This is a genomic window from Lacrimispora xylanolytica (genome assembly GCF_026723765.1).
Lineage (GTDB): Bacteria > Bacillota > Clostridia > Lachnospirales > Lachnospiraceae > Lacrimispora > Lacrimispora xylanolytica.
The window spans coordinates 1630714-1651825 of record NZ_CP113524.1; the positions used below are offsets into that span (position 1 = coordinate 1630714).

The window sequence follows — 21112 nt, forward strand, 5'->3', positions numbered from 1 at the left end:
ACATGGGAAACGGGAACGATGGCATGAATTATGCACCGAAAGGAAAACCAGAACCAGTGGTTTCTAAGGGAACCTTCTGCATCGCAGCGGTGGCGCTGGATCATGGACACATCTACGGCATGTGCAATGGCTTAACAGAGGCAGGCGCTACGCTAAAATGGGTCTATGACAGGGACCTAAAGAAAGTAGCTGACTTTATCAAGGCGTTTCCTCAGGCGCAGGCAGCGGGAAGTGAAGAAGAGGTGTTACGTGATCCTGAGGTAAGGCTTGTTTGTTCCGCAGCAATAACCAGTCTTCGAAGTGCTCTGGGCATCCGGGTCATGAAGGCAGGAAAGGATTACTTTACAGACAAGGCCCCCTTAACGACCCTTGAGCAGCTGAGAGAAGTAAAGGAAGCCATTAATGAGACGGGAAAGAAATATATGGTCTACTACAGTGAACGGATTCATGTAGAGGCAGCCGTTTTTGCCGGTCAGCTCATAGACCAGGGAGCCATCGGAACGCCCATACATATCGACGGCTTTGGACCTCACCGGGTGGGAGCTCCAGAAAGCAGACCGGAGTGGTTCTTTCAAAAGGAGAAATATGGCGGCATTCTCTGCGATATCGGAAGCCATCAGATCGAACAGTTTCTCTATTACTGTGGAGTAAAGGACGCTAAAGTACAGTACTCTCAGGTGGGGAATTTCAGTCATCCCGATTATCCGGAGCTGGAGGACTTTGGAGATGCGGTGCTTTTAGGAGACAATGGCGCCACCCAGCATTTCAGGGTAGACTGGCTGACACCAAAGGGGCTTTCCACCTGGGGAGACGGAAGAACCTTTATTTTAGGGACCAGGGGCTACATAGAACTGCGTAAATACGTAAACATTGGAACCGGAGACGGAAGCTCTGATCACGTTTTTCTGGTAAATGATGACGGAGAGCAGCATTTTGAAGTCACGGGAAAGGTGGGATATCCATTTTTCGGACAGTTGATCCTAGACTGCATCAACCGGACTGAGAATGCCATGACTCAGGAACACGCACTAAAGGCGGCTGAGCTGTGCGTCAGGGCGGAAGATCAGGCAGTCATCATCAAAGAAGCCGGGAGGTAGGGACCATGTTGCAGATTGCAGTTGTGGGGATCGGAAATATTTCACCAGCTCATATCGAAGGCCTTTTAGCCTTCCCGGACCGATGCCAGATCGTAGCTCTGTGTGATATTTATCCGGAAAAGGCGGAGAGAGCGAAGGAGAAATATCATCTGGATTGTAGGGTGTTTGACGACCATGAAAAGATGCTAAAGTCCGGCATGACCATTGATGTGGTACACGTTTGTACACCTCCCTATGTGCATGGGGAAATTGCCATACATGCCATGGATTCAGGCTGTCATGTGGTGGTGGAAAAACCAATGGCAACCTGTTTAAAAGAGTGTGATGCTATGCTGGAAGCAGAAAAAAGAAATAAGGTTACAATGGCATGCATTGCACAAAATCGTTTTCGTAACCAGATATACAAATTACAGAAGGTACTGGAAAGTGAGTTAGCTGGTAAAATCTGCTGTGCTCATGTGAATTCCAACTGGTGGAGAGGCCATTGCTACTATGATCTGTGGTGGAGAGGGCTTTGGGAAAAGGAGGGCGGAGGGCCTACCTTAAACCATGCCGTGCACCATATTGATATGCTTAACTGGCTGGAGGGAAGGCTGCCCTCTGGAGTTATGGCCATGCTTGCCAACCTAATGCATGACAATGCAGAGGTGGAGGACTTATCCCTTGCTATGTTGGAGTATTCGGATGGAAGCCTGGCTCAGATTACCAGTTCAGTGATCCACCATGGGGAAGAACAGGGCATAGAGCTGCAGTGCGCCAATGCAAAACTCTCTTTTCCATGGAGCTTAAAGGCGGAGGTCTCAAGGTCCAATGGTTTCCCGGAGGACGGAGGAAACCGGGAGCTGATGGATAAACTTCAGACTCTCTATGAGGAAATTCCAGACCTTACTTATGAGGGGCATACCGGGGAAATTGATGACATTCTTTCTGCAATCGAGAGCGGAACCAGGCCTCTGATTACTGGTGAAGATGGCAGAAAGACCGTGGAGCTTATTACAGCCATATATAAAGCAGGATTTTTAAAAGAGAGAGTAAGTCTGCCCATCTCACAGGAAGATGAATATTACTCCTTTGATGGGATCTTAAATCACGCAGTACGGTTTCATGAAAAATCCGCATCCGTTGAAAATTTTATGGATGCCGGGATTACTCTAGGGAATTATAAACGTTAATGAAAGCAAAGAATATCTCTGATATGACAAAAGGCTCCATTCACACCCGTGGTGAGTGGAGCCGAATCAGGTAAGAGAGCAAATTGCCACAAGGAGGTATGGTATGAATAAGATTGACTGCCTTGGTGAGATCTGTCCGGTTCCGGTTATGAAGCTTCGTAATGTCATGGATTCCATAAAGAAGGGGGAGGATTATTTAATGGTCACCGATCACAGCTGCACCATTAAGAATCTGGAATCCTTTTGTAAGGCCAATCACTTGAAGTATGATTCGGAAGAAGTGATGAACGGGGTATGGGAAATCACCATTACTTCTAACAGATAGTTTCCTTTAATACCCGTTCCATATACTTAATCAGCTTTGAGGACTCATGGTTCACAGGAGTCTGACTGCTGTGGCGAATGGAATAATAGTCATTTTCAATTTCCAGGCAAGGACAGTCTATAATCCTTAGCTGCTTGTGGTAAAGCTCTTTTTTCATTGCCATATAAGGGAGAAATGCCAGTCCGAACCCATTGATGGCAGACAGCTTAATGGATTCTGTGGATTCTAAGGTATAGGGAATATGAAGCCGATGAATCTGAATTCCATTTCTGGTCAGCACCTTATCAATGATCTGTCTTGTTTTCTGAGTTTTTACCAGCATCAACAGGGGATAGTGGTAAAGATCCTCGCAGGATAAAGAATCAGGGACCTCCATCTTTTCCCCGGCAACCAGATAGAAGCGGTCGGAAAATACTTTCTTTGAGGACAGGCCTTTCATCTTTGGTTTCCCTATAATAATCCCCATATCAGCATAGCCTTTTGCAATTTTTTCCTCGATCTGACTGCTGGACATGACCTCCATCTGAAGGGTGTACTGAGGGTAGCTGTTCTTGACGTGAAACATGGTGCAGGGGAGTGCGTAGGAATAGACACAGGGATTTGCAATAATATGTATAATTTTGTTCTGGTTCTGGGCATTGGCGATCTCAAGGGTCATTCTGTCGTAGGAGGAGATCATTTCCATGGCGTGCTGATATACGATAGAGCCGGTGTGAGTGGGGATCACGCCGTTGTAGCTCCGTTCAAAAAGACGGGAGCCGATTTCCTGTTCCATGACCCGAAGCTGCTGGCTCAGTGCAGACTGGCTGATGTTCATTTGTTCCGCTGCCTTTGAGATGCTGCCTGATTCCACAATCTTTAAAAACATCTTCAGATTCTGAATATTCATGATAACCGCCTTTCTAATAAGATATTTACATGCCATATCTGGACAGTTTCCGAAAAATTTGACCTAATTATAACAGAGAATCAGCCTTGTGACCAGCGTTAGGCGTTTTTTCGGGTATAAGGAAATCTTATAGCCTATAAAAATGTTGATTAACTGAAAAATCCTGGTTGTGTTATAATCAGAACTGTAGATTGTTATATAATTATCAATGTCTGCCATAGCAGAAGGGAGGATTTAAGTGTCAGAAACCAACACAGGTACCGTATCAGGTACACAAAGAGTGCGTAAGCCAAGAAAACCAAAAAAGAGTCAGATTCCTTATGCCATATTGCTTACGGCTCTTATCATCGCTTTTGGAATTTACTTGGGGCAGGGGAACAACAAGCTTCCGATTTACTGGGGATTTGGTATTGCCTTTGGCTACATCCTGCAAAGATCCAGATTTTGCTTTACAGCTGCCTTTCGTGATCCCTGCATTACAGGAAGCACATCGGTAACAAGAGCCGTTTTGGTGGCATTTGCCGTATCAAGCGTAGGATTTTTAGCCATCAAGTATGCCAGCGTCCTAAAGGGAGCAGAGACCAATCTAAACATGGCAGGAGTATCTCCCATCGGATTACCCCTGGCATTAGGAGCTGTGTTATTTGGAATCGGTATGGTAATTGCAGGAGGATGTGCATCGGGAACATTGATGCGGGTCGGAGAAGGCTTTCTCATGCAGATGCTGGTGCTGGTATTCTTCATAGCAGGTTCTGCCTGGGGAGCCCATGACATGGGATTCTGGGGAAAATTCAATGAACATGCACCGAAGGTATATCTGCCTGATGTATTTGGCTGGTTCGGGGCAATTCTCGTACAGGGGCTGATTATCGTTCTGCTATACATAGCAGCCTTGAAGTGGCAGCAGAAGAAAATGGGCACCATGGATTAAATGAAAAAGAAAAGGAGATTAAAAAATGGCTGAATTTACATTAGACTGTCTGGGAGAGGCTTGTCCGGTTCCCTTAATGAAAACTGAGAAAAAAATGGGTGAATTATCCGTAGGAGATGTGCTGGTGGTATCCATCGATCACAGCTGCGCCATGAAGAACGTACCGGAATGGGCAAGAAAACAGGGGCACAATGTGGAAATCGAAGAAGTGGATGATGGAGAATGGGAAATCGTTATTGAGAAGACTAAGTAAATGTCCCTGTGAAAGTAGGTGAATCAATTTGAAAGAGTTTTTTATAAAACTGGGTGACCACCCCATTTACAAAAAGCTGCTAAAGGAACCTTTGACCTATGTGGCAGGAGCTGTTTTGCTTTCTGTGTTCCAGATTGCTCATTTCACTGTATTTGAGAAAGGCTGGGGCGTAACAAGTACCTTTGCCGTCTGGGGAACCTGGGTCTATCAGGCAATTGGCGGTGATGCCAGCGGCTGGGCATATTATGCGCCGGAAAAGATGCAGAAGGAGCTTTATACCAGCTTTCTGGTTGATGGAGGGTCCATTCGAAACCTTGGAATCATCATAGGGGCTTTGGTAGCTACCTTGTTCGCATCTCAATTTAAGATTAAAAAGATTAAGACCTTACGACAGGTAGTGGCTGCTGTTCTTGGAGGCCTCTTCATGGGATACGGAGCGAGACTTGCCAATGGTTGTAACATCGGTGCCTTATTTACAGCCATTGCTTCCTTCTCTCTGTCTGGTTGGGTGTTCGGAGCCTTTCTTTTGGTGGGAGCGTTCATCGGAAGCAAACTGCTTGCAAAATACTTTATGTAGGAAATGGACGGTTACCATGGAAAAGAAGACGGAAAGCTATGATGTAGTTATCATAGGAGGCGGAGCGGCCAGCTTAACCGCTGGAATCTACTGCGGAAGAGCAAAGCTTAAGACACTGATTATAGAAAAAACTCTGGTGGGAGGCTTAGCCACTTACACCAATGAAATAGAAAATTATCCAGGATTTCCTGATGGCACCACGGGCCTTGGCCTGATGGATCTCTTTCATAAACAGGCAAAGAAATTTGGAGTGGATTTTAAATTAACAGATGTCAAAAAGGTTTCTCTGGAGGGAGATATAAAAAGGGTAGAAACCTTTCGTAATGTATATGAAGCAAAAGCTGTTATTATCGGAAGCGGCGGAAAGCCCCGGCTAACCGGTGCAAAGAACGAGGAAAAGTTTCTCTATGATAAGGGGATATCCTTTTGCGCCACCTGCGATGCGGCAGCCAACACAGGTAAGACGGTAATGGTGATTGGAAGCGGAGATGCAGCCATAGAGGAAGGCATGTTTTTAACGAAGTTTGCTGATAAGGTAATTGTTTCAGTCATGCATGACTATGGGAACATGGACTGCAATGAGATTGCAAAGGCCCAGGCTTTGTCAAGTCCTAAGATGGAATTTTTATGGAATACGGTAGTGGAATGCTTTGAAGGAGAGGAAAGACTGGACACCGTGGTCTTAAAGAATGTAAAGACGGGAGAAAATCTTCCTGTTAAGGTAGACAGCTGCTTTTTGTTCATTGGATATCTGCCGAACACAGAATTGTTTCAGGGGATTTTAACGATGAACCGGGGTGGATATCTCATCACCAATGAGCGTATGGAGACCAACCTGCCGGGAGTCTACGGCGTTGGTGATGTACGGGATAAATTCTTAAAGCAGGTTGCCACTGCAGTGGGAGACGGAGCTGTAGCTGGTTATGGGGCAGAAAAGTATCTCTCAGAATGCGAGATCTTTGAAAAACAGGTCCTGAATGAGGGGAATCCCTCCCTTGTCTATATCTATAATGGCATCGATGCTCATTCCAGAGAGCTTCTTCCTGCTTTTAAGGAATTAGAGGAAACAAGAAAAGATATGAGAGTATCCTGTATCGATATTTATAAATCTGACGGAATCGCAAAACGTCTTGGCGTTCATCACAGCCCCTGTGCCCTGTGGATCAAGGGTTCTAAAATCCAGGGGAAAATTGAAGGTGAGATTACACCAGACCAAATAAAGAATATGTGTAGAGAATCATAAAGAAAGACCCGCTGGGAAACAGAAGGAAGAAACGTTCCTGTCTGATTTCTGGCGGGTCTTTTCGTTACGATAAGCAGCCGTTATACAGCATATCTGCTCAGCTCTTCTAACAGCTCCGGATCAAAGGCAATCAAGTCACCCTGAATCCGGCGTATCAGTTCATCAATCTCATCGGTATCCTTATCTGTCAGCTCATAGACAATCTGTTCCCCTTGAATCCGTCCGATGATGTTATCAATTTCATCCGGATCATCAGCTTCCTCAAGGATTGGAATGGACTTTTTAACAGATGGAAGCTCATGAGGCGTCATGCCATATTTGCGCCCATCTGTAATTTCAGCCAGAATGGTGTTAATCAGTGATTTGGATACCAGATCCTTTAAATTCATCACTTCTAACAGCTCTTCCTCGGATTGGTTTAAGTATTTTCCTGTCCGTTTCAGCACCATGACGGTGCCTGCCGGAGTGGTAAAGGTATAGGTGGCATCCATTCCCTTGTCCGTTTGAAAATCAACGGCTGAAAAATAAAGGTAGTTAAAGCTTAAGAGACGGCAGCTGGAACCATCTGCAAAGACCACCAGCTTATCAAGCTGGATTCTGGGCTGCTTTCTTTTATCGTAAAAGGGCTGTGAAACTCTTTTCCTAATATTTCTAAGGATATCATCGTAGGCAGTGATCCACATATCCATCTGCATGGGCAGCGTATGGGTCCTGTCATAAATGATCTGCATGTACTGCCGCTTATTGGCCTCATCAACCGGCGTGATCTTTGCCGAATACTGCCAGCCGTCCCGGTGTTCCTTTACATAGACGATTTTCCCAATGAGGCAGGCTGTGTAAAGAGGCGTGGTAATCACCAGCTTAATGGTTTCATTTTCCGGAAGATATATGGGCATCTTTGCTTTAAAGGCAACCCCATTTTCCGATACATCAACGGTTCTGGCTTCGTGGCTGGACTGCTGGTACTTCACATGAACCTCTTCATCCGCACGGATTCGTTCGTTGCTTCGGTAAGCAGGACGTCCCAGCATAAAGAACAGGGCATATAACAGCGCCACCATGTTATAGAAGATCCAGAAAATAATAATGCTGCTGTAAAACAGGGCCCAACCGTATTTTCCATATACGAACCGCACCATGGCGGCAACGGAAAGGACAAGAAGCACGGCGTGTGGGATAGCAAAGAGGGAAACCTGAAAGCTTTTAAAATCCCCTTCCTCCTTCTTATTGGTCACCTTAAAGGTTCTCTGATGAATGTGAAGGGATTCCAACAACACGGGCACAATCAGATAAGGCATAAATATGGTATCAATAATCTGGCTCCATCTCTGATTTCTGATATTGCTTGATAAATACCGCATGGAAATGCTGTAAAAAAAGTAGGCCGGAAGCCAGAAAATCACAATCCCCCAAAAGCCCGTGTTCACAATTTGAAAATCAAACAGGGCAAAGAGAATGGGAGAGAGAATGAAAATAAGCCGGTTAAAAAAGGACCACCAGTAAAGATAGCTGTTTAAGTATGTAATTCTGGACAAAATCGGAAGCTTCGGCGTAAAGATGGCATGAGTATTTTGAAGGCTCTGTATAATTCCCCTTGCCCACCGAATCCTCTGCTTTAGCATGCTTTTTATGGTCGTGGTGGTAAGACCGGCAGCCTGGATTTCGTCGGTGGCATACGTAATATAGCCTGCCTTTTGAAGCCGTATGCTGGTCTCAAAATCCTCAGTAATGGTTTTTATAGGGAACCCCCCAATTACCTCCATGGCCTTCCTGGAAATCACCGTATTGCTACCGGTATAGGCAATAGCATTGGAGGAGTTTCTCATGGTATTAATTTCTTTGGAGAAAAAGTCCTGCTCGTTTGGAATGTTGCCCTCTGCATACAGATTAAACTGAAAGAGGTCGGGATTATAAAAGCTTTGAGGTGTCTGTACCAGTCCAAGCTTTAAGCTGTCCTCTTTCTCATCCTCCCTTCTAAGTCTCCAAACACCATTGTCTTTGATCATCTTTGGCAGGAGAAAATAAGGGACTGTTTTTAAAAGAAAGGTATGCTGGGGAATCATATCCGCATCAAAGGTGGCGATAAGAGGAGATGAGGTATGGCTCATGGCATAGTTATAATTACCGGATTTGGCATGCTTGTTTCCGGAAAATCCCAGGTACCCGATGGAAAACTCCTCCGCCAGCTTTTTAATTTCCTCCCGGTTGCCGTCATCACAAAGATAGATATGTACCTTGCTTTTGTCTGGATAGCTCATAAAGGTGCAGGCATTTACCGTCTTATATAGAAGGTCCTTAGGCTCGTTATGGGTGGCGATAAAGACATCCACATCGGGATAACATTCTTCCGGTATCTCTGGGCATTCCAGCCGGTAATGGTTCATTCTCATCTTCTGAAAGAAAAGCTCAAAGGTGGTAAAGACAGTGATTGTTTCCGCTAATATAAGCAGCACACCAAAGATGACGTTTAACACTCCCTCTTCTAAAGGCAGGGTAAAGAGCATACGCCATACAAGATAAATCGTCATTAAAATAATGGTAATAACAAATACCATATTTCGTTTTTTTTCTACACTCATGTTGTAAATCCTTCTGTTCCTGAGCTGACAATGTCAAATGCCAGGCAAATGCAGCCGGCAGCTCAATTCATAATTCTGCTGTCATTATATCAAAAATAATTGGCAATGCAAAGAAAATAAATCCATAGACAAATATATCACTTCGATGATGTAAGAAATGAAAAGGACAGACCCTTTCTATCAATATCTGATATAATCTCAACCAGCTTGTCTATTGGATATGCAAAGCCGGAATTCACCCATCTGCTGATAATCGCCAGGCAGCCCTGAATATGGTAACATAATAAAATTTAATTCTCAGGCCATTATAAAATTCGTAAAAAATGTCACAATACTATATTGTGGCATTTTTTTGTAAATACAGGCAAACTATGTAAACAGAGATGCCATCATATGGGAAGGATTCTTAAATAAGGAGGAGCGCTTCTATTGCAGATCTTAATGGGAAAAATTAATTTTAATATAAATTCACCGTTTCTTCCGGTGGTTTTAGTAATGCTGAGTTTGTTCATCTGCTTTATTTTATGTATGCTCTATTACCGGTTCTATCATTTTGATAAAAATGTATGTTTTCCCTCCTGCTTTCAGGTAACAGGAGATAAGCCGGGACCGGGTGAATGGGAGAAGCAGATGCTTTTACTGGCTAACGGGCACAGTCAGGTCCGGCTTACGGGAAACAGTTTTGTATTGAATGATTATAATCAGGCTGCTTATAAAAAACTAAATCGGATCAGAGACAGAATTTCTGCTCTGTCTCCAGGTATTATTTCCCTGATTCCAGCTGCACGCTGGCTCTATGATAATTTCCAACTAATGTACCGGGAGATGAAAAAAGTACGTACTTCCGGAACCAGCTATGCCGTGCTGCCAATTCTGAAGGCGAAAGAATACCATAATTTTCCCCGGATCTATATTGTAGCAAAAAAGATGGTGGCTCTTTCCGGCGGGCATCTAAGTGAAGAAAACATATCACTCATGTTAAATGCCTATCAGCAGAAGATTGCGCTAACGGACAAAGAAATCTGGGTTTTACCGGAAATGCTGGGCTTTTGCATTCTGGAAGAAATCATTGCAGTTGCGGATGAAATTCTTGTTATGATTGATGTAAAATCTAAGGCAGAAAAATTCCTCACGGAAAAGCTGGAACGCAAACAGGAATCCGCCGATTTATCAGCGCTGCTTTGCAAAACAGAGGATAACTTAAAGCATAACTATTCATTTCATGCTCACGTGATCTATCTGATGAAAAATATGTCCTTTGATGAAGCTTCCATTCAAAGATATTTAAAATATCATTTTGCTTCAAAGGACAAACAGATGAAGACTTCTTCTGTATACCAGGAAGAAGGAAGAATACAATCCTTTTTGGAAACAAATATCAGGACATTAATCGTCAGCTTAAGAGATATTAATGAATTGGATGAGGAAAAGTTTTTTGAAACCTATTCTGCACTGGAACAGATTTTATCCCAGGATCCGGCAGGCGTTTATTCTAAGATGGATCTGGAGTCCAGAGGAATGTACCGCGGGATAATCGTTAAATTATCTCTCCGCTACCGGCTGCTGGAAGAAAAGATTGCAAAAGACTGTCTGGAGCTGGCGGTTCGGGGGCAGAATGGTCTCCATTGTTCTCATCACGTGGGGGCCTATCTCCTGGGGAAGGGATATCCCTTTTTAAAAGCAAAGGCATTAGGAAAACCAATTCCCCAAAAGATCAGGAAAAAATGGAATGCAGTAGGATTCCTTTATTTCTTATGTCTGATTTTCCTGTTTCTGGGACTGGAAGTTTGTTTACTGTATCTGTTCAGGAATATTGGCGGCATCCGGTCTGCAGGAAGGTCTGTAATTATCGTTTTGACGGCTATGCCGCTGTTAATGGGCATTTCCATGGAAATAATTAATTACATTTTCACCAGAAGAATAACGGTGAGAAAGATACCCGCTCTTGACTATCTGGAAGAGATTCCGAAAGAGGCAAGAACCTTTGTAGTCATGCCGGTTATTGTATCCTCAAAGGAGCAGGGACTTCAATATATGGAGCGCCTCCAGAAGCATTATCTTGCGAATCGGCAGCCAAATCTTTTTTTTGCATTGCTCCTTGATTTTGAAGACTCTAAGGATCAATCCATGCCAAAGGATGATAGTATCCGAAATGCCCTTGTGGAGCGCATGAAAGAGTTAAATGAACTGTACCCATCAAAGGAACAGCGTTTTTCTCTGTTTTTTCGCTGCCGTAAATGGAATCAGGCAGAAAACTGCTATATGGGCTGGGAGAGAAAGCGAGGAAAACTGGAAGAGTTTAATAACCTTTTAGACGGGGCTGGAAAAGACAGTACCACATTTACAGACGTTTATTGTGATGAAAATCTTCTTACCACCTTTCAATATGTGATTACACTGGATGCAGATACCAATCTGATTCGTGACAATGCATCAAAACTGGTGGGATTGATTGATCATCCGATAAACAGACCGGTTCTTGATCCGTCAGGCAGGAAGGTAGAAGAAGGTTATGTCATCATTCAGCCCTCCGTCAGAAATCATATTGCGGATAAGAATGCCAGCTGGTTTACAAAAATATTCGGGGGAGAAACTGGACTTGCTCATTACGGAACAGTCATATCAGATATCTATCAGGATATCTTCAACCAGGGAATCTATATCGGGAAAGGGATCTATGACAGGAAAGCCTTCCGTACGGTACTTCATAACAAGGTACCGGAAAACAGGATTCTCAGCCATGACCTTTTTGAAAGCTGTTATGCCAGAACGGCTTTTTCCAGCACAGCCAGGATTATGGATAATTTCCCAAACAGCGTTTTATCATTTACAAAAAGAGAGCACCGCTGGCTGCGAGGAGACTGGCAGCTGGTACCTTGGCTGTTTATGAGGAAAACTGCGGATGGCAGCAGCCTAAGTCCTCTATCTAGGTGGAAAATTTTTGACAACTTAAGAAGAAGCCTGGTTCCCTTTAGTAAGACCTTGTTTATACTCCTGAACTTTTTGTGGCTGCCAGATGCATATTATCTTTGGCTGCCCCTTATTTTCTTCAATGATCTGTTTAATTTGATTATTTTATTATTGGCCGTGATCACTCAAAAGCTCATCCGGCCAAAGCTTGCGTTTGTATATAAAGGATTTTTAAAAGAGCTGTCGGTTATGCTTGTCAGAGCATTTCTGGAATTTACAATTATGCCCTACCGCGCTTATGTGGCACTGGATGCAATTGCCAGAACCCTGTACCGGTTAATGATCAGTAAGAAAAATCTGCTTTGCTGGAATACGGCTGAATCCGTGGATGCCTCCGTGATTAATACCAGAAAAGGTTATTTCCTTACGATGTGGAGTTCTATTCTCCCGGCATTTTGCCTTTTATTACTCTTGTTATCTGACAATCTGTCCCTGGCAGGAATGTGTCTGGCAGCGCTTATCATGGCAGACTGGCTTCTGGCATTTGAAGCCGCTTACCGGATCAGTCAGCAAAAAATCATACACCATCAAAAAGATCAGGCAGATACTCAGGAATTTCTCATGGATACCGCCCGCAGAACCTGGCAGTTTTTTAAGGATTTTTCCTCAAAGGAGACGAACTGGCTCTGTCCGGATAATTATAAGGCCTCAAAAGCTGAAAGAATCAGTGATAAAACATCTCCCACCAATATCGGGCTTCAGTTTCTGTCAATTCTTTCAGCCATGGATCTTGGATTTGAGACATTAAACTCCACAGTTGGAGCAATCGAAAACCTGATGGAGACCGTGCAGAAGATGGAGAAATGGAAGGGGCACCTCTATAACTGGTATCACATTGAAACATTGGAGGTGCTTAACCCTGCCTATATATCAACGGTAGACAGCGGTAATTTCTGGGGTCATATGATTGCACTGAAACATGGTCTATTAGAACAGCTTGACAAGCCGGTAAGCCCGGATGAGATGCTGACAGCCCGAATCAGAACCTTATGCAGTAAAATAGATAACATGCTGGCAAATGTTGATTTTCGATTTTTATTTGATGAAAAGAGAATGCTGTTTCATATCGGATATCATGTATCATCCCATACGTTAGACGATGGCTGCTACGACCTGATGGCATCGGAATCATCACTTACAAGTCTTCTTGCCGTGGCCATGGGAGAAGTGCCATTAAAGCACTGGTATAAACTGGGAAGGCCGCTAACGGTAGTAAAGGGGATTCCATGTTTCGTATCCTGGAGCGGTACCATGTTTGAATATCTGATGCCGAATCTTGTACTAAAGGAGTATGAAGGCTCTGTCTATGAACAGACCTCAAAAGCAGCAGTGCTTCAGCAGATGAAGTATGCAAAAGAAGCAGAAATCCCCTGGGGAATATCAGAATCTCAATATTATCGTTTTGATTTAAATGCCAATTACCAGTATAAGGCATTCGGCGTTCCAAAGATAAGGCTTCAGCCAGTCCGTAAGGATTCCCTGGTAGTGGCACCTTACGCGACAATACTGGCACTTAATACAGCAGAAAAGGAATGTATCAGCAATTTAAAGAGGCTGAAAGAATTAGGTGCTTACGGTGATTATGGCTTCTATGAATCCATTGATTTTGATGTGCCCAGTTCCGTGGATTTAAAACCTTACTGCATTGTGAAATCCTATATGGCCCATCATCAGGGGATGAATCTGGCTGCAATTAATAATTATCTGAATGAAGGGATTTTAAAAGAACGGTTTCACGCGGAAATGATGATAAAGGCAACTGAGGTTTTGCTGGAAGAAAAACGCCAGTCTTATTTGATTTCCATTGCAAAACAGGGGTATACCATAAAAATCGGAAAACCTCTTTTTACAGAAGATCGCTACAATAACCGGTATATCAATCGTACAGGTTTAACCACGCCCATTGTAAATTATTTATCAAACGGGAAGTATTCCCTATTGATTACCTCAGACGGGGATGGGTTCAGTCAATATGAGGACAGAATGCTTTACCGCTGGAGATCCGATGTCTATGGGAATACAGGGAACTATATTTATATTAAGGACAAGAGTCAGGGCAAATACTGGAGTGCAGCCTACCACCCCACCCGGATTGAGCCGGAAGAGTATCAGGTTATTTTTAGCCCCCACCAGGCGGAATTTAAGCGAAAGGATGGGGAGATTAAATCTCATATGATTGTCAGCCTGAATGCAGATCGCAATTATGAGGTTCGAAAAGTCACATTGATCAATCTTGGAACTGAGGAAAAGCAGCTGGAGGTGACCAGTTATATGGAAGTAGTAGATGACACTCATATGGCAGAAATCAGCCATCCGGCATTTAATAAACTTTTTCTTGAAAGCGAGTATATAAAAGAACAGAATATTTTCCTGTCGAAAAGACGTCAAAAAAATGAGGACAACAATCCTTATGTTATGCATATGGTAAAAACCGATGAAAAACGGTGCAAAAAGATAGAATTTGAAAATGACAGAAAACGTTTTATCGGCAGAAACAATACGCTTGAAAATCCGGATTGTGTCGCAAACAGCATTGCTTTTTTTAATGATCCAGGTTTTTGCAACGATCCCATTATGAGCATACGGGTACATCTATGTATCGGTGCAGGAGAATCAGCCGATTTGACTTTTATTACCGGTGTATGCAGCAGGAGAGAAGAGGCAGTAAAAATTGCGGAGGAATTAAATGTAAGTTACCGGATTGATGATCTTCTGGAGAAATTCCGGCTTCAAAGCAATCTGGAGTTAAAGTACCTGGAGATTACCAAAACTCAGCTTAACTCCTTTCAGGATATGATCAGTCCTATCTTTTATCCTTGCGGTATTTTCCGGGGACCTCATGAAAATATCCGCAGAAATTTTAAGAATCAGAGTTTCTTATGGAAATTTGGCATTTCCGGAGATAACCCTATTCTGCTTTTTGTAGCCCGGTCCATTGAAGAAGAGCGGATCATCAAGGATGTATTAAAGGCGTACGAATATTTAAGAGTAAATCTTGTGATGGTAGATCTGGTTATCCTGGTGGATTCCAAATATGGTTATCTTCAGGAGGTGGATCAGTTAATCAATGATCTGACCAGTTCTCTGCGTATCTATGATTCCGGAAGCGGTAAGACCAGCTTCTTTACCCTGCATACGTATGAGCTTCTGCCGGCAGAGATTGATTTGCTGTATACGGTTGCCCGGGTGGTATTTTCAGAGAAAACAGGTATTTATTTTACAAAACGGAAAGAAAATCAATTGGAGCTGCTGGAGGAATATTAGGACTTATGGAAAATTATGAGTTTTTTAATGGCTTTGGAGGATTTGTCTGTGATGGCAGAGAATATGAGATTCTGCTGGATGGAAATAACAGGCCGCCGGCACCCTGGATTAATGTGATCTCAAACAAGGACTTTGGTTTCCAGATATCGGAGTCGGGGGCAGGCTTTACCTGGAGCATTAACAGCCGGGAGAATAAGCTTACACCCTGGTCCAACGACCCGGTCAGTGACAGGGCGGGGGAGGCAATCTATATTATGGATGAAATAACCGGAGAGGTAATGACGCCTATGTCTCTGGGAAGATCTGACAGAGGCATATACCGGGTAAGACATGGGTTTGGATACAGCCGGTTTCTTCATGAGGAATCAATGGTTGAGCAGGAGCTGACTGTATTTTGCCCTCTTCATGAATCATTAAAACTATGGAACTTAACCCTTAAGAATCATTCAGATAAAGTGAAATATTTAAGCCTGACCTATTATGTAGAGTGGGTGCTGGGAACCCAAAGAGAGCAGACCGACCCCTATATTCTCACCTCCTATGACAATGAACATGAATATTTGTACGCAAAAAATATCTACACCATGAACTTCCAAAATAACTATGCCTACCTGTTTTCCAATGAGACAATTGTGGGTTATACCGGAGACAGACAGGAGTTTCTGGGACAAAAGGGCAGTATCAGAGAACCAAGGGGAGCAGAAGTCAAGCTCACCTTCAATACAGGAGTGTGTTATGACTCCTGCGGCGCAATACAGGTATCCATAGCAATTCAGCCTCAGGAAAGTAAAACGGTGGTATTTGGACTGGGACAGAGCAGTAGCTTAAATGAGATCAATCAAATCAGAAACAGATATAGAGATGTGACCGCGTCACAAAAAGAACTGGAAGATGTCAGAGCCCACTGGGACAAATTATTAGGAACCATTCAGGTTAAGACAAAGGACCGGGCAGTTGATATCATGGTTAATGGCTGGCTGCTCTATCAGACAGTATCCTGCCGGATTCAGGCAAGAGCAGGATTTTATCAATGCGGTGGAGCTTATGGATACCGGGATCAGCTTCAGGATACCCTTTCTCTGGTTTTTACCGATCCGGGTATTTTGCGCAGTCAGATTCTCATAGCCTGCAGCAGACAGTTTGAGGAAGGAGATGTCCAGCATTGGTGGCATCCTCCTATGGGAATCGGGGTGAGGACACGAATCTCCGATGACTTGCTTTGGCTGCCTTATTGTACTGCTGCTTATATTCAAAACACTGGAGATTATTCGATTTTAAAAGAAACAGTGCCTTATATTAAAGGTCCGGTACTAAAGGAGGATCAGCATGATGTCATGTTTACTCCTGAAGTATCGAAACAATCCGGAAGCGTTTATGAACATTGTAAAAAAACGATTGAGCGGACATTTTTCGGAGAGCATGGACTTCCCCTCATGGGCGGAGGCGATTGGAATGACGGTATGAATGAGGTGGGAATACAGGGAAAGGGCGAAAGTGTATGGCTTGCCTGGTTTTTGTATACCGTATTAGGGGATTTTATTCCCTTATGCAAACAGGAAGGGGAAGAAGCCTACGGACAGGAACTGGAGCAGAAACGGGAAACTCTGCTGAAAAGCATTGAAGAACATGCCTGGGATGGGGAATGGTATCTGCGTGCCTTTTATGACGACGGCTCGAAGCTTGGATCAAAGGAAAATGATGAATGTAGAATTGATTCCATCAGCCAGTCCTGGAGTGTAATCTCAAAAGGAGCCCGTGAAGAGCGTGCCAGGACCGCAATGCAGTCGGCATGGCGTTATCTGGTACGGGAGGAGGATGCCCTTTCCTTACTTCTTGCTCCTCCTTTTCATAAAACAAATAAAAATCCGGGCTATATTAAAAATTATATTCCAGGCATCCGGGAAAATGGAGGTCAGTATACTCATGCAGCGGTGTGGCTTGCAATAGCAACAGCAATGCAGCACGATTATGACATGGCACAGACATTGTTCACCATTCTTAACCCCATTTATATTACACAAAAAAAGAAAGAGGTTCTTCGTTATGAAAAAGAACCTTATGTGATGACCGCTGATATATCATTAAGTCCGCCTTATACTGGAAGGGGTGGCTGGAGCTGGTATACCGGTTCTGCTGGCTGGATGTATCAGGGGCTGTTAAACTGGTTTCTGGGGATACGAAAAGAGGGGAATGAACTGGTGATTGATCCGGCAACGCCTGCAGATTTCGGAGATTTTACCATTGAATATAAATATGGAAGCTCTTACTACGAAATTAGGGTTGAGAGCAGAAGCAAGGGGAAACTGACAACAGAATCCATTATTTTAGACGATAAGCCGATTCAGGGAAACAGAATTATACTGGAAGATGATGGAGAAAAGCATTTTATCATGGTTTGATTAAAAAGGAAGTTAATAGGAAGAAAGGCAAATTTCATGTCAGACAAAGAATATAGAAAAGAGCAGTTTCTTAAGATAGATGAGCACCTGCTCCATGATAACTATCCATCCGAATATCTGGAACAAATCAGCGGGGAACCGTGGTTTTCCGATTATCCGTTTTCCATGCTGTTAAAACTAAAGGACACACCCCAGTCAAAACGCTACCATCCGGAAGGCAGTGTGTGGGCTCATACGATGATGGTGGTAAATGAAGCAGCAAAGCGGAAACGGGAGAGCAAAGCGGAACGAACCCTGATGTGGGCAGCTCTGCTTCATGATATTGGCAAACCGGGGACCACAAAAATAAAGAGAGAAAAAATCACCTCCTATAATCATGATTTTGAGGGAGAACAGCTGACAGAAGATTTTTTGTCCTGTTTTACTGGTGACGTTTCCTGGATTAAGTCAGTGGCTAAGCTGGTCAAGTATCATATGCACATTTTGTATGTTACGGAAAAACTTCCATTTGGAGATGCCGGTAAAATGAAACAGGAGACGGATGTGAATGAAGTTGCCCTGCTGGGGCTTTGTGACCGTATTGGCAGGGGAAATAGTGATCCGGATTATGAAAAGGATATAATAAGACAATTTCAGAAAATGATGTTAAAATAAAAGCTATACTATAAGTAGCAAGCCATAACACAGTGCTAGGACTTGCGTCCCGACAATGATTTGTCTAAAGCCTGAGACAGACCCTTAAGAGTCTGTCTTTTGAAATGGATATATTTTTCCCATAAGATTATCGGTACAGGCCAGATGTCCATCTTTTGTTATCACAATAGCGCCCATATCCTTCCGTTCATTGACCATGTGGATGATAGAGATCGCATCGTATCCAAACAATTTTGTCGTGTAGATATCACAGTCCAGAGAGGTATCTGCAATGATTGTGAGAGAAGCGATATCGCTTTTTATGGGATAACCTGTTTTGCTGTCAAATATATGGTGGTATTTGCTGCCTTCCTTTTCAAGCACTCTTTCGTATATGCCTGATGTTACAACGGATTGGTCTTTTACTTTAACGATGGCGGCCGCATTTCCTCTAGGTAAAAACGGATTTTGAATTCCTACGTTCCACTCGTCCTCATGGGACGGGGATTCTCCAAAAACAAGAACATTGCCTCCCATATCCACCTTAGCAGAGACAGCTCCATTTTTCTGAAAGAAATCCATGACTTTATCCGCAAAATATCCCTTTGCAATTCCTCCAAGGTCTATTTCCATACCATCCTTTAAGAAATATACGGTTTTAGCTTCATCGTCCAGTTGTATATTATCAGGATTTAACAGCTCCAGCACATTCTCAATGGCTTCTTGTTCAGGTACATGCGCTTCGGCAAAACCGATTCTCCATAGCTTTATCAATGGGCCAATTGCAATATTTAAATAAGAACCTTCACTAAGACTATGCTTTTTTCCTGTTTTTATCAGTTCATAAAGCTGTTCATCCACCTTTTGTGGAGAGAATGCAGCTCTTTTTTTCAACATGGAAAGCTGGGAGTCCTCACGATTGGCACTAAAGACTTCGTTATAATGAATCAATATGTCCTCAGCTTTTTTTAACAGAATCTCAGAATTGTTTCCCTTAACATAGAGGGAGATTTTAGTGCCCATAAGATATATTATTTTTGTATGTTCAGTCATTTCAGTCTCCTATCGAGGTTTCGTCCTGCCCATGAGTTAAAAAGGCATCAATCAGGTCATTATCAATCTTGGTCAGTATTCGTTCCGTGTGATATGCTATAAAATAATCTAAGCTCAGCTCATCAATGGGAATGGGATATATATTGTATTTAGTGGGACATTCCTTAACGTATACACTTTCCGGTATAATGGCAAGTCCCAGATTACCAGTCGCCAGCTTAAGTACAGTATTGATATCAGTGCTTTCCATAATAATATTGGGTTCCACCTTATAAACGTTTAATAGCTGATCAATCTGTTTTCTGATGGCAGAACCCTTAGAGGTCAGCACCAGTCTTTGGCATAAGAGTTTACTTATGTCGATGGTTCCCTCTGGAATAACAGCAACATTTTCCTGATAAAGATCACAGCAGCGGGGAATTACGGCCCGGTATCTGTGTCTGCCCCAGCTGACGGAGTTTAGGTTAGGTGATATGTTTCTGGAGTTTTGTCCGATCCAGAAATCCAATTCATTGTTTTGAGTAAGCCTCTCACTTTTTTCCGGCAGAACCTCCGTAAGCTCAATTCTGCAGTTAGGATGCATGTCCAAAAATTCCGGGATAAAAAGAGGCAGAAGGTAGGTGCCAAGGCTTGGCAGTACCCCTATCCTTATGACCGTTCTGTCCATATCCGAAACATCGGAGATATCCTTAAGAAGCTTTGCGTATTTATTTTCCAAGGAAGTCAAATACTGATAATATATCTTCCCCTGCTCGGTCAATCGATAAGGCAGTTTGTTGCGGGTAATCAGCTCACAGTTTAACTCGCCTTCCACACGTTTAATCACCTGCGTCAGATAGGGCTGGGAAATATAAAGGGATTTGGCAGCCTTACTGTAATTGCTATATTTTAAAATGGCATCAATATAATACAGGATGTCCTGAGAGGAGAATTTAGACATTTGATTCCTTCCTTTGAAAAATAATTTACTTTTTAACGTTTATTTCTGATTATAACAAATTTGTTATTAAACTTCAATAAATTACTATTAGATAATATAGACACAATATGTTAAAATAATATCAAACACATGATTATTACTGTGAAAGCTTAATGTACAGGAAGGGGATTACTATGAAATATTTAGCAATCGTAGGCACCAATTCAGATGTGTCAACCAATCGTATGCTGCTTCAATTTATGCAAAAGCATTTTTCTGGTGAAGCGGAGATTGAAGTATATGAAATTAAGGATTTACCTGCCTTTATGGAACCGGAAGATTCTGAAGTTCCTGAAAAGGTGGCAGAGTTATCTGATAAAATTTTAAGCGCTGATGGAGTCATTATAGCGACCCCAGAGTATGATCATGCCATCCCGGCAGTGTTAAAAAGTGCTCTTGAATGGATTAGTTACACGAGTCAGGCACTTACGGACAAGCCTGTTTTAATCGTAGGAGCATCTCATGGTACTCTTGGTTCCTCCAGAGCACAGGCCCATTTAAGACAAATACTTGATTCCCCTGAGCTTGCAGCCAGAATTATGCCAAGCAGTGAGTTCCTGTTAGGAAAATCACAGGGCGCTTTTGATAATTCAGGCAATCTTATCTATGAAGATAAATTGTCAGAGCTTGATGAAATTTTCAGAGAGTTTGTTCTGTTTACGGATATCACATCAAAGCTTCTGGAAGAGAAAGTTTTGAATAAAAAAGTGAAAAAATACACTTGGCAAGAGTAGGAGGATAAATATCA

The 21112-nt window shown here is 43.0% G+C and carries 15 protein-coding genes; 11 read left to right on the forward strand and 4 right to left on the reverse strand.

Annotated features, from left to right (window positions below):
• Positions 1-2: 2 nt before the first annotated feature.
• The 3 genes from OW255_RS07710 (at position 3) to OW255_RS07720 (ending at position 2594) form a co-directional block, all read left to right on the forward strand.
• Positions 3-1097 (forward strand): Gfo/Idh/MocA family protein, encoded by a 1095-nt coding sequence (locus OW255_RS07710; protein ID WP_268116264.1) that lies wholly within the window; start codon positions 3-5, stop codon positions 1095-1097.
• Positions 1098-1102: 5 nt separating this feature from the next.
• On the forward strand, positions 1103-2269 hold the full coding sequence (locus OW255_RS07715; protein ID WP_268116266.1) for a Gfo/Idh/MocA family protein: 1167 nt from the start codon (positions 1103-1105) through the stop codon (positions 2267-2269).
• 103 nt (positions 2270-2372) lie between these two features.
• Positions 2373-2594, forward strand: a complete 222-nt coding sequence (locus OW255_RS07720) for a sulfurtransferase TusA family protein (RefSeq protein WP_024836493.1) — start codon at positions 2373-2375, stop codon at positions 2592-2594.
• On the opposite strand, the gene OW255_RS07725 is transcribed toward OW255_RS07720, so the two are convergent.
• On the reverse strand, positions 2584-3483 hold the full coding sequence (locus OW255_RS07725; protein ID WP_268116267.1) for a LysR family transcriptional regulator: 900 nt from the start codon (positions 3481-3483) through the stop codon (positions 2584-2586). The two genes, OW255_RS07720 and OW255_RS07725, sit on opposite strands and share 11 nt — an antisense overlap.
• Positions 3484-3721: 238 nt before the next feature.
• Between OW255_RS07725 and OW255_RS07730 the strand changes: the two genes are divergently transcribed.
• From OW255_RS07730 to OW255_RS07745, 4 genes are read left to right on the forward strand one after another with little or no spacing between them, the layout of a single operon-like run.
• Positions 3722-4414, forward strand: coding sequence for a YeeE/YedE thiosulfate transporter family protein (locus OW255_RS07730; protein WP_268116268.1), 693 nt, complete (start codon positions 3722-3724; stop codon positions 4412-4414).
• 25 nt (positions 4415-4439) lie between these two features.
• Positions 4440-4667 (forward strand): sulfurtransferase TusA family protein, encoded by a 228-nt coding sequence (locus OW255_RS07735; RefSeq protein ID WP_024836490.1) that lies wholly within the window; start codon positions 4440-4442, stop codon positions 4665-4667.
• A 28-nt stretch (positions 4668-4695) separates the two neighbouring features.
• Complete coding sequence (locus tag OW255_RS07740) at positions 4696-5244, forward strand: YeeE/YedE thiosulfate transporter family protein (RefSeq protein ID WP_268116270.1); 549 nt, start codon at positions 4696-4698, stop codon at positions 5242-5244.
• A gap of 16 nt (positions 5245-5260) precedes the next feature.
• Positions 5261-6487, forward strand: coding sequence for an FAD-dependent oxidoreductase (locus OW255_RS07745; protein ID WP_268116271.1), 1227 nt, complete (start codon positions 5261-5263; stop codon positions 6485-6487).
• Between the two features lie 80 nt (positions 6488-6567).
• Here OW255_RS07745 and OW255_RS07750 read toward each other — a convergent pair whose 3' ends face one another.
• Positions 6568-9066, reverse strand: a complete 2499-nt coding sequence (locus tag OW255_RS07750) for a glycosyltransferase family 2 protein (protein WP_268116273.1) — start codon at positions 9064-9066, stop codon at positions 6568-6570.
• A gap of 429 nt (positions 9067-9495) precedes the next feature.
• Here OW255_RS07750 and OW255_RS07755 point away from each other — a divergent pair, with 429 nt between their 5' ends.
• The 3 genes from OW255_RS07755 to OW255_RS07765 are packed head-to-tail and all read left to right on the forward strand — an operon-like array spanning position 9496 to position 18353.
• Positions 9496-15300 carry a glucoamylase family protein gene (locus OW255_RS07755; protein ID WP_268116275.1) on the forward strand — a complete coding sequence of 1935 codons (5805 nt, stop codon included), beginning with the start codon at positions 9496-9498 and terminating at the stop codon, positions 15298-15300.
• Between the two features lie 5 nt (positions 15301-15305).
• Positions 15306-17699 (forward strand): glycoside hydrolase family 94 protein, encoded by a 2394-nt coding sequence (locus OW255_RS07760; protein WP_268116277.1) that lies wholly within the window; start codon positions 15306-15308, stop codon positions 17697-17699.
• Positions 17700-17735: 36 nt separating this feature from the next.
• Entirely contained in the window at positions 17736-18353 is a 618-nt protein-coding gene (locus OW255_RS07765) for an HDIG domain-containing metalloprotein (protein ID WP_024836484.1), read from the forward strand.
• Positions 18354-18437: 84 nt separating this feature from the next.
• Here the strand turns inward: OW255_RS07765 and OW255_RS07770 are convergent, their stop codons facing one another.
• Both OW255_RS07770 and OW255_RS07775 read right to left on the reverse strand, forming a co-directional pair.
• The gene (locus tag OW255_RS07770; protein WP_268116278.1) at positions 18438-19385 is read right to left on the reverse strand and encodes an FAD:protein FMN transferase; all 948 of its coding nucleotides are present in this window, start codon (positions 19383-19385) and stop codon (positions 18438-18440) included.
• Position 19386: 1 nt separating this feature from the next.
• Positions 19387-20325 carry a LysR family transcriptional regulator gene (locus OW255_RS07775; protein WP_268116279.1) on the reverse strand — a complete coding sequence of 313 codons (939 nt, stop codon included), beginning with the start codon at positions 20323-20325 and terminating at the stop codon, positions 19387-19389.
• Between the two features lie 173 nt (positions 20326-20498).
• Here OW255_RS07775 and OW255_RS07780 point away from each other — a divergent pair, with 173 nt between their 5' ends.
• On the forward strand, positions 20499-21098 hold the full coding sequence (locus tag OW255_RS07780) for an NADPH-dependent FMN reductase (RefSeq protein ID WP_268116281.1): 600 nt from the start codon (positions 20499-20501) through the stop codon (positions 21096-21098).
• The last annotated feature ends 14 nt before the right edge of the window (positions 21099-21112 follow it).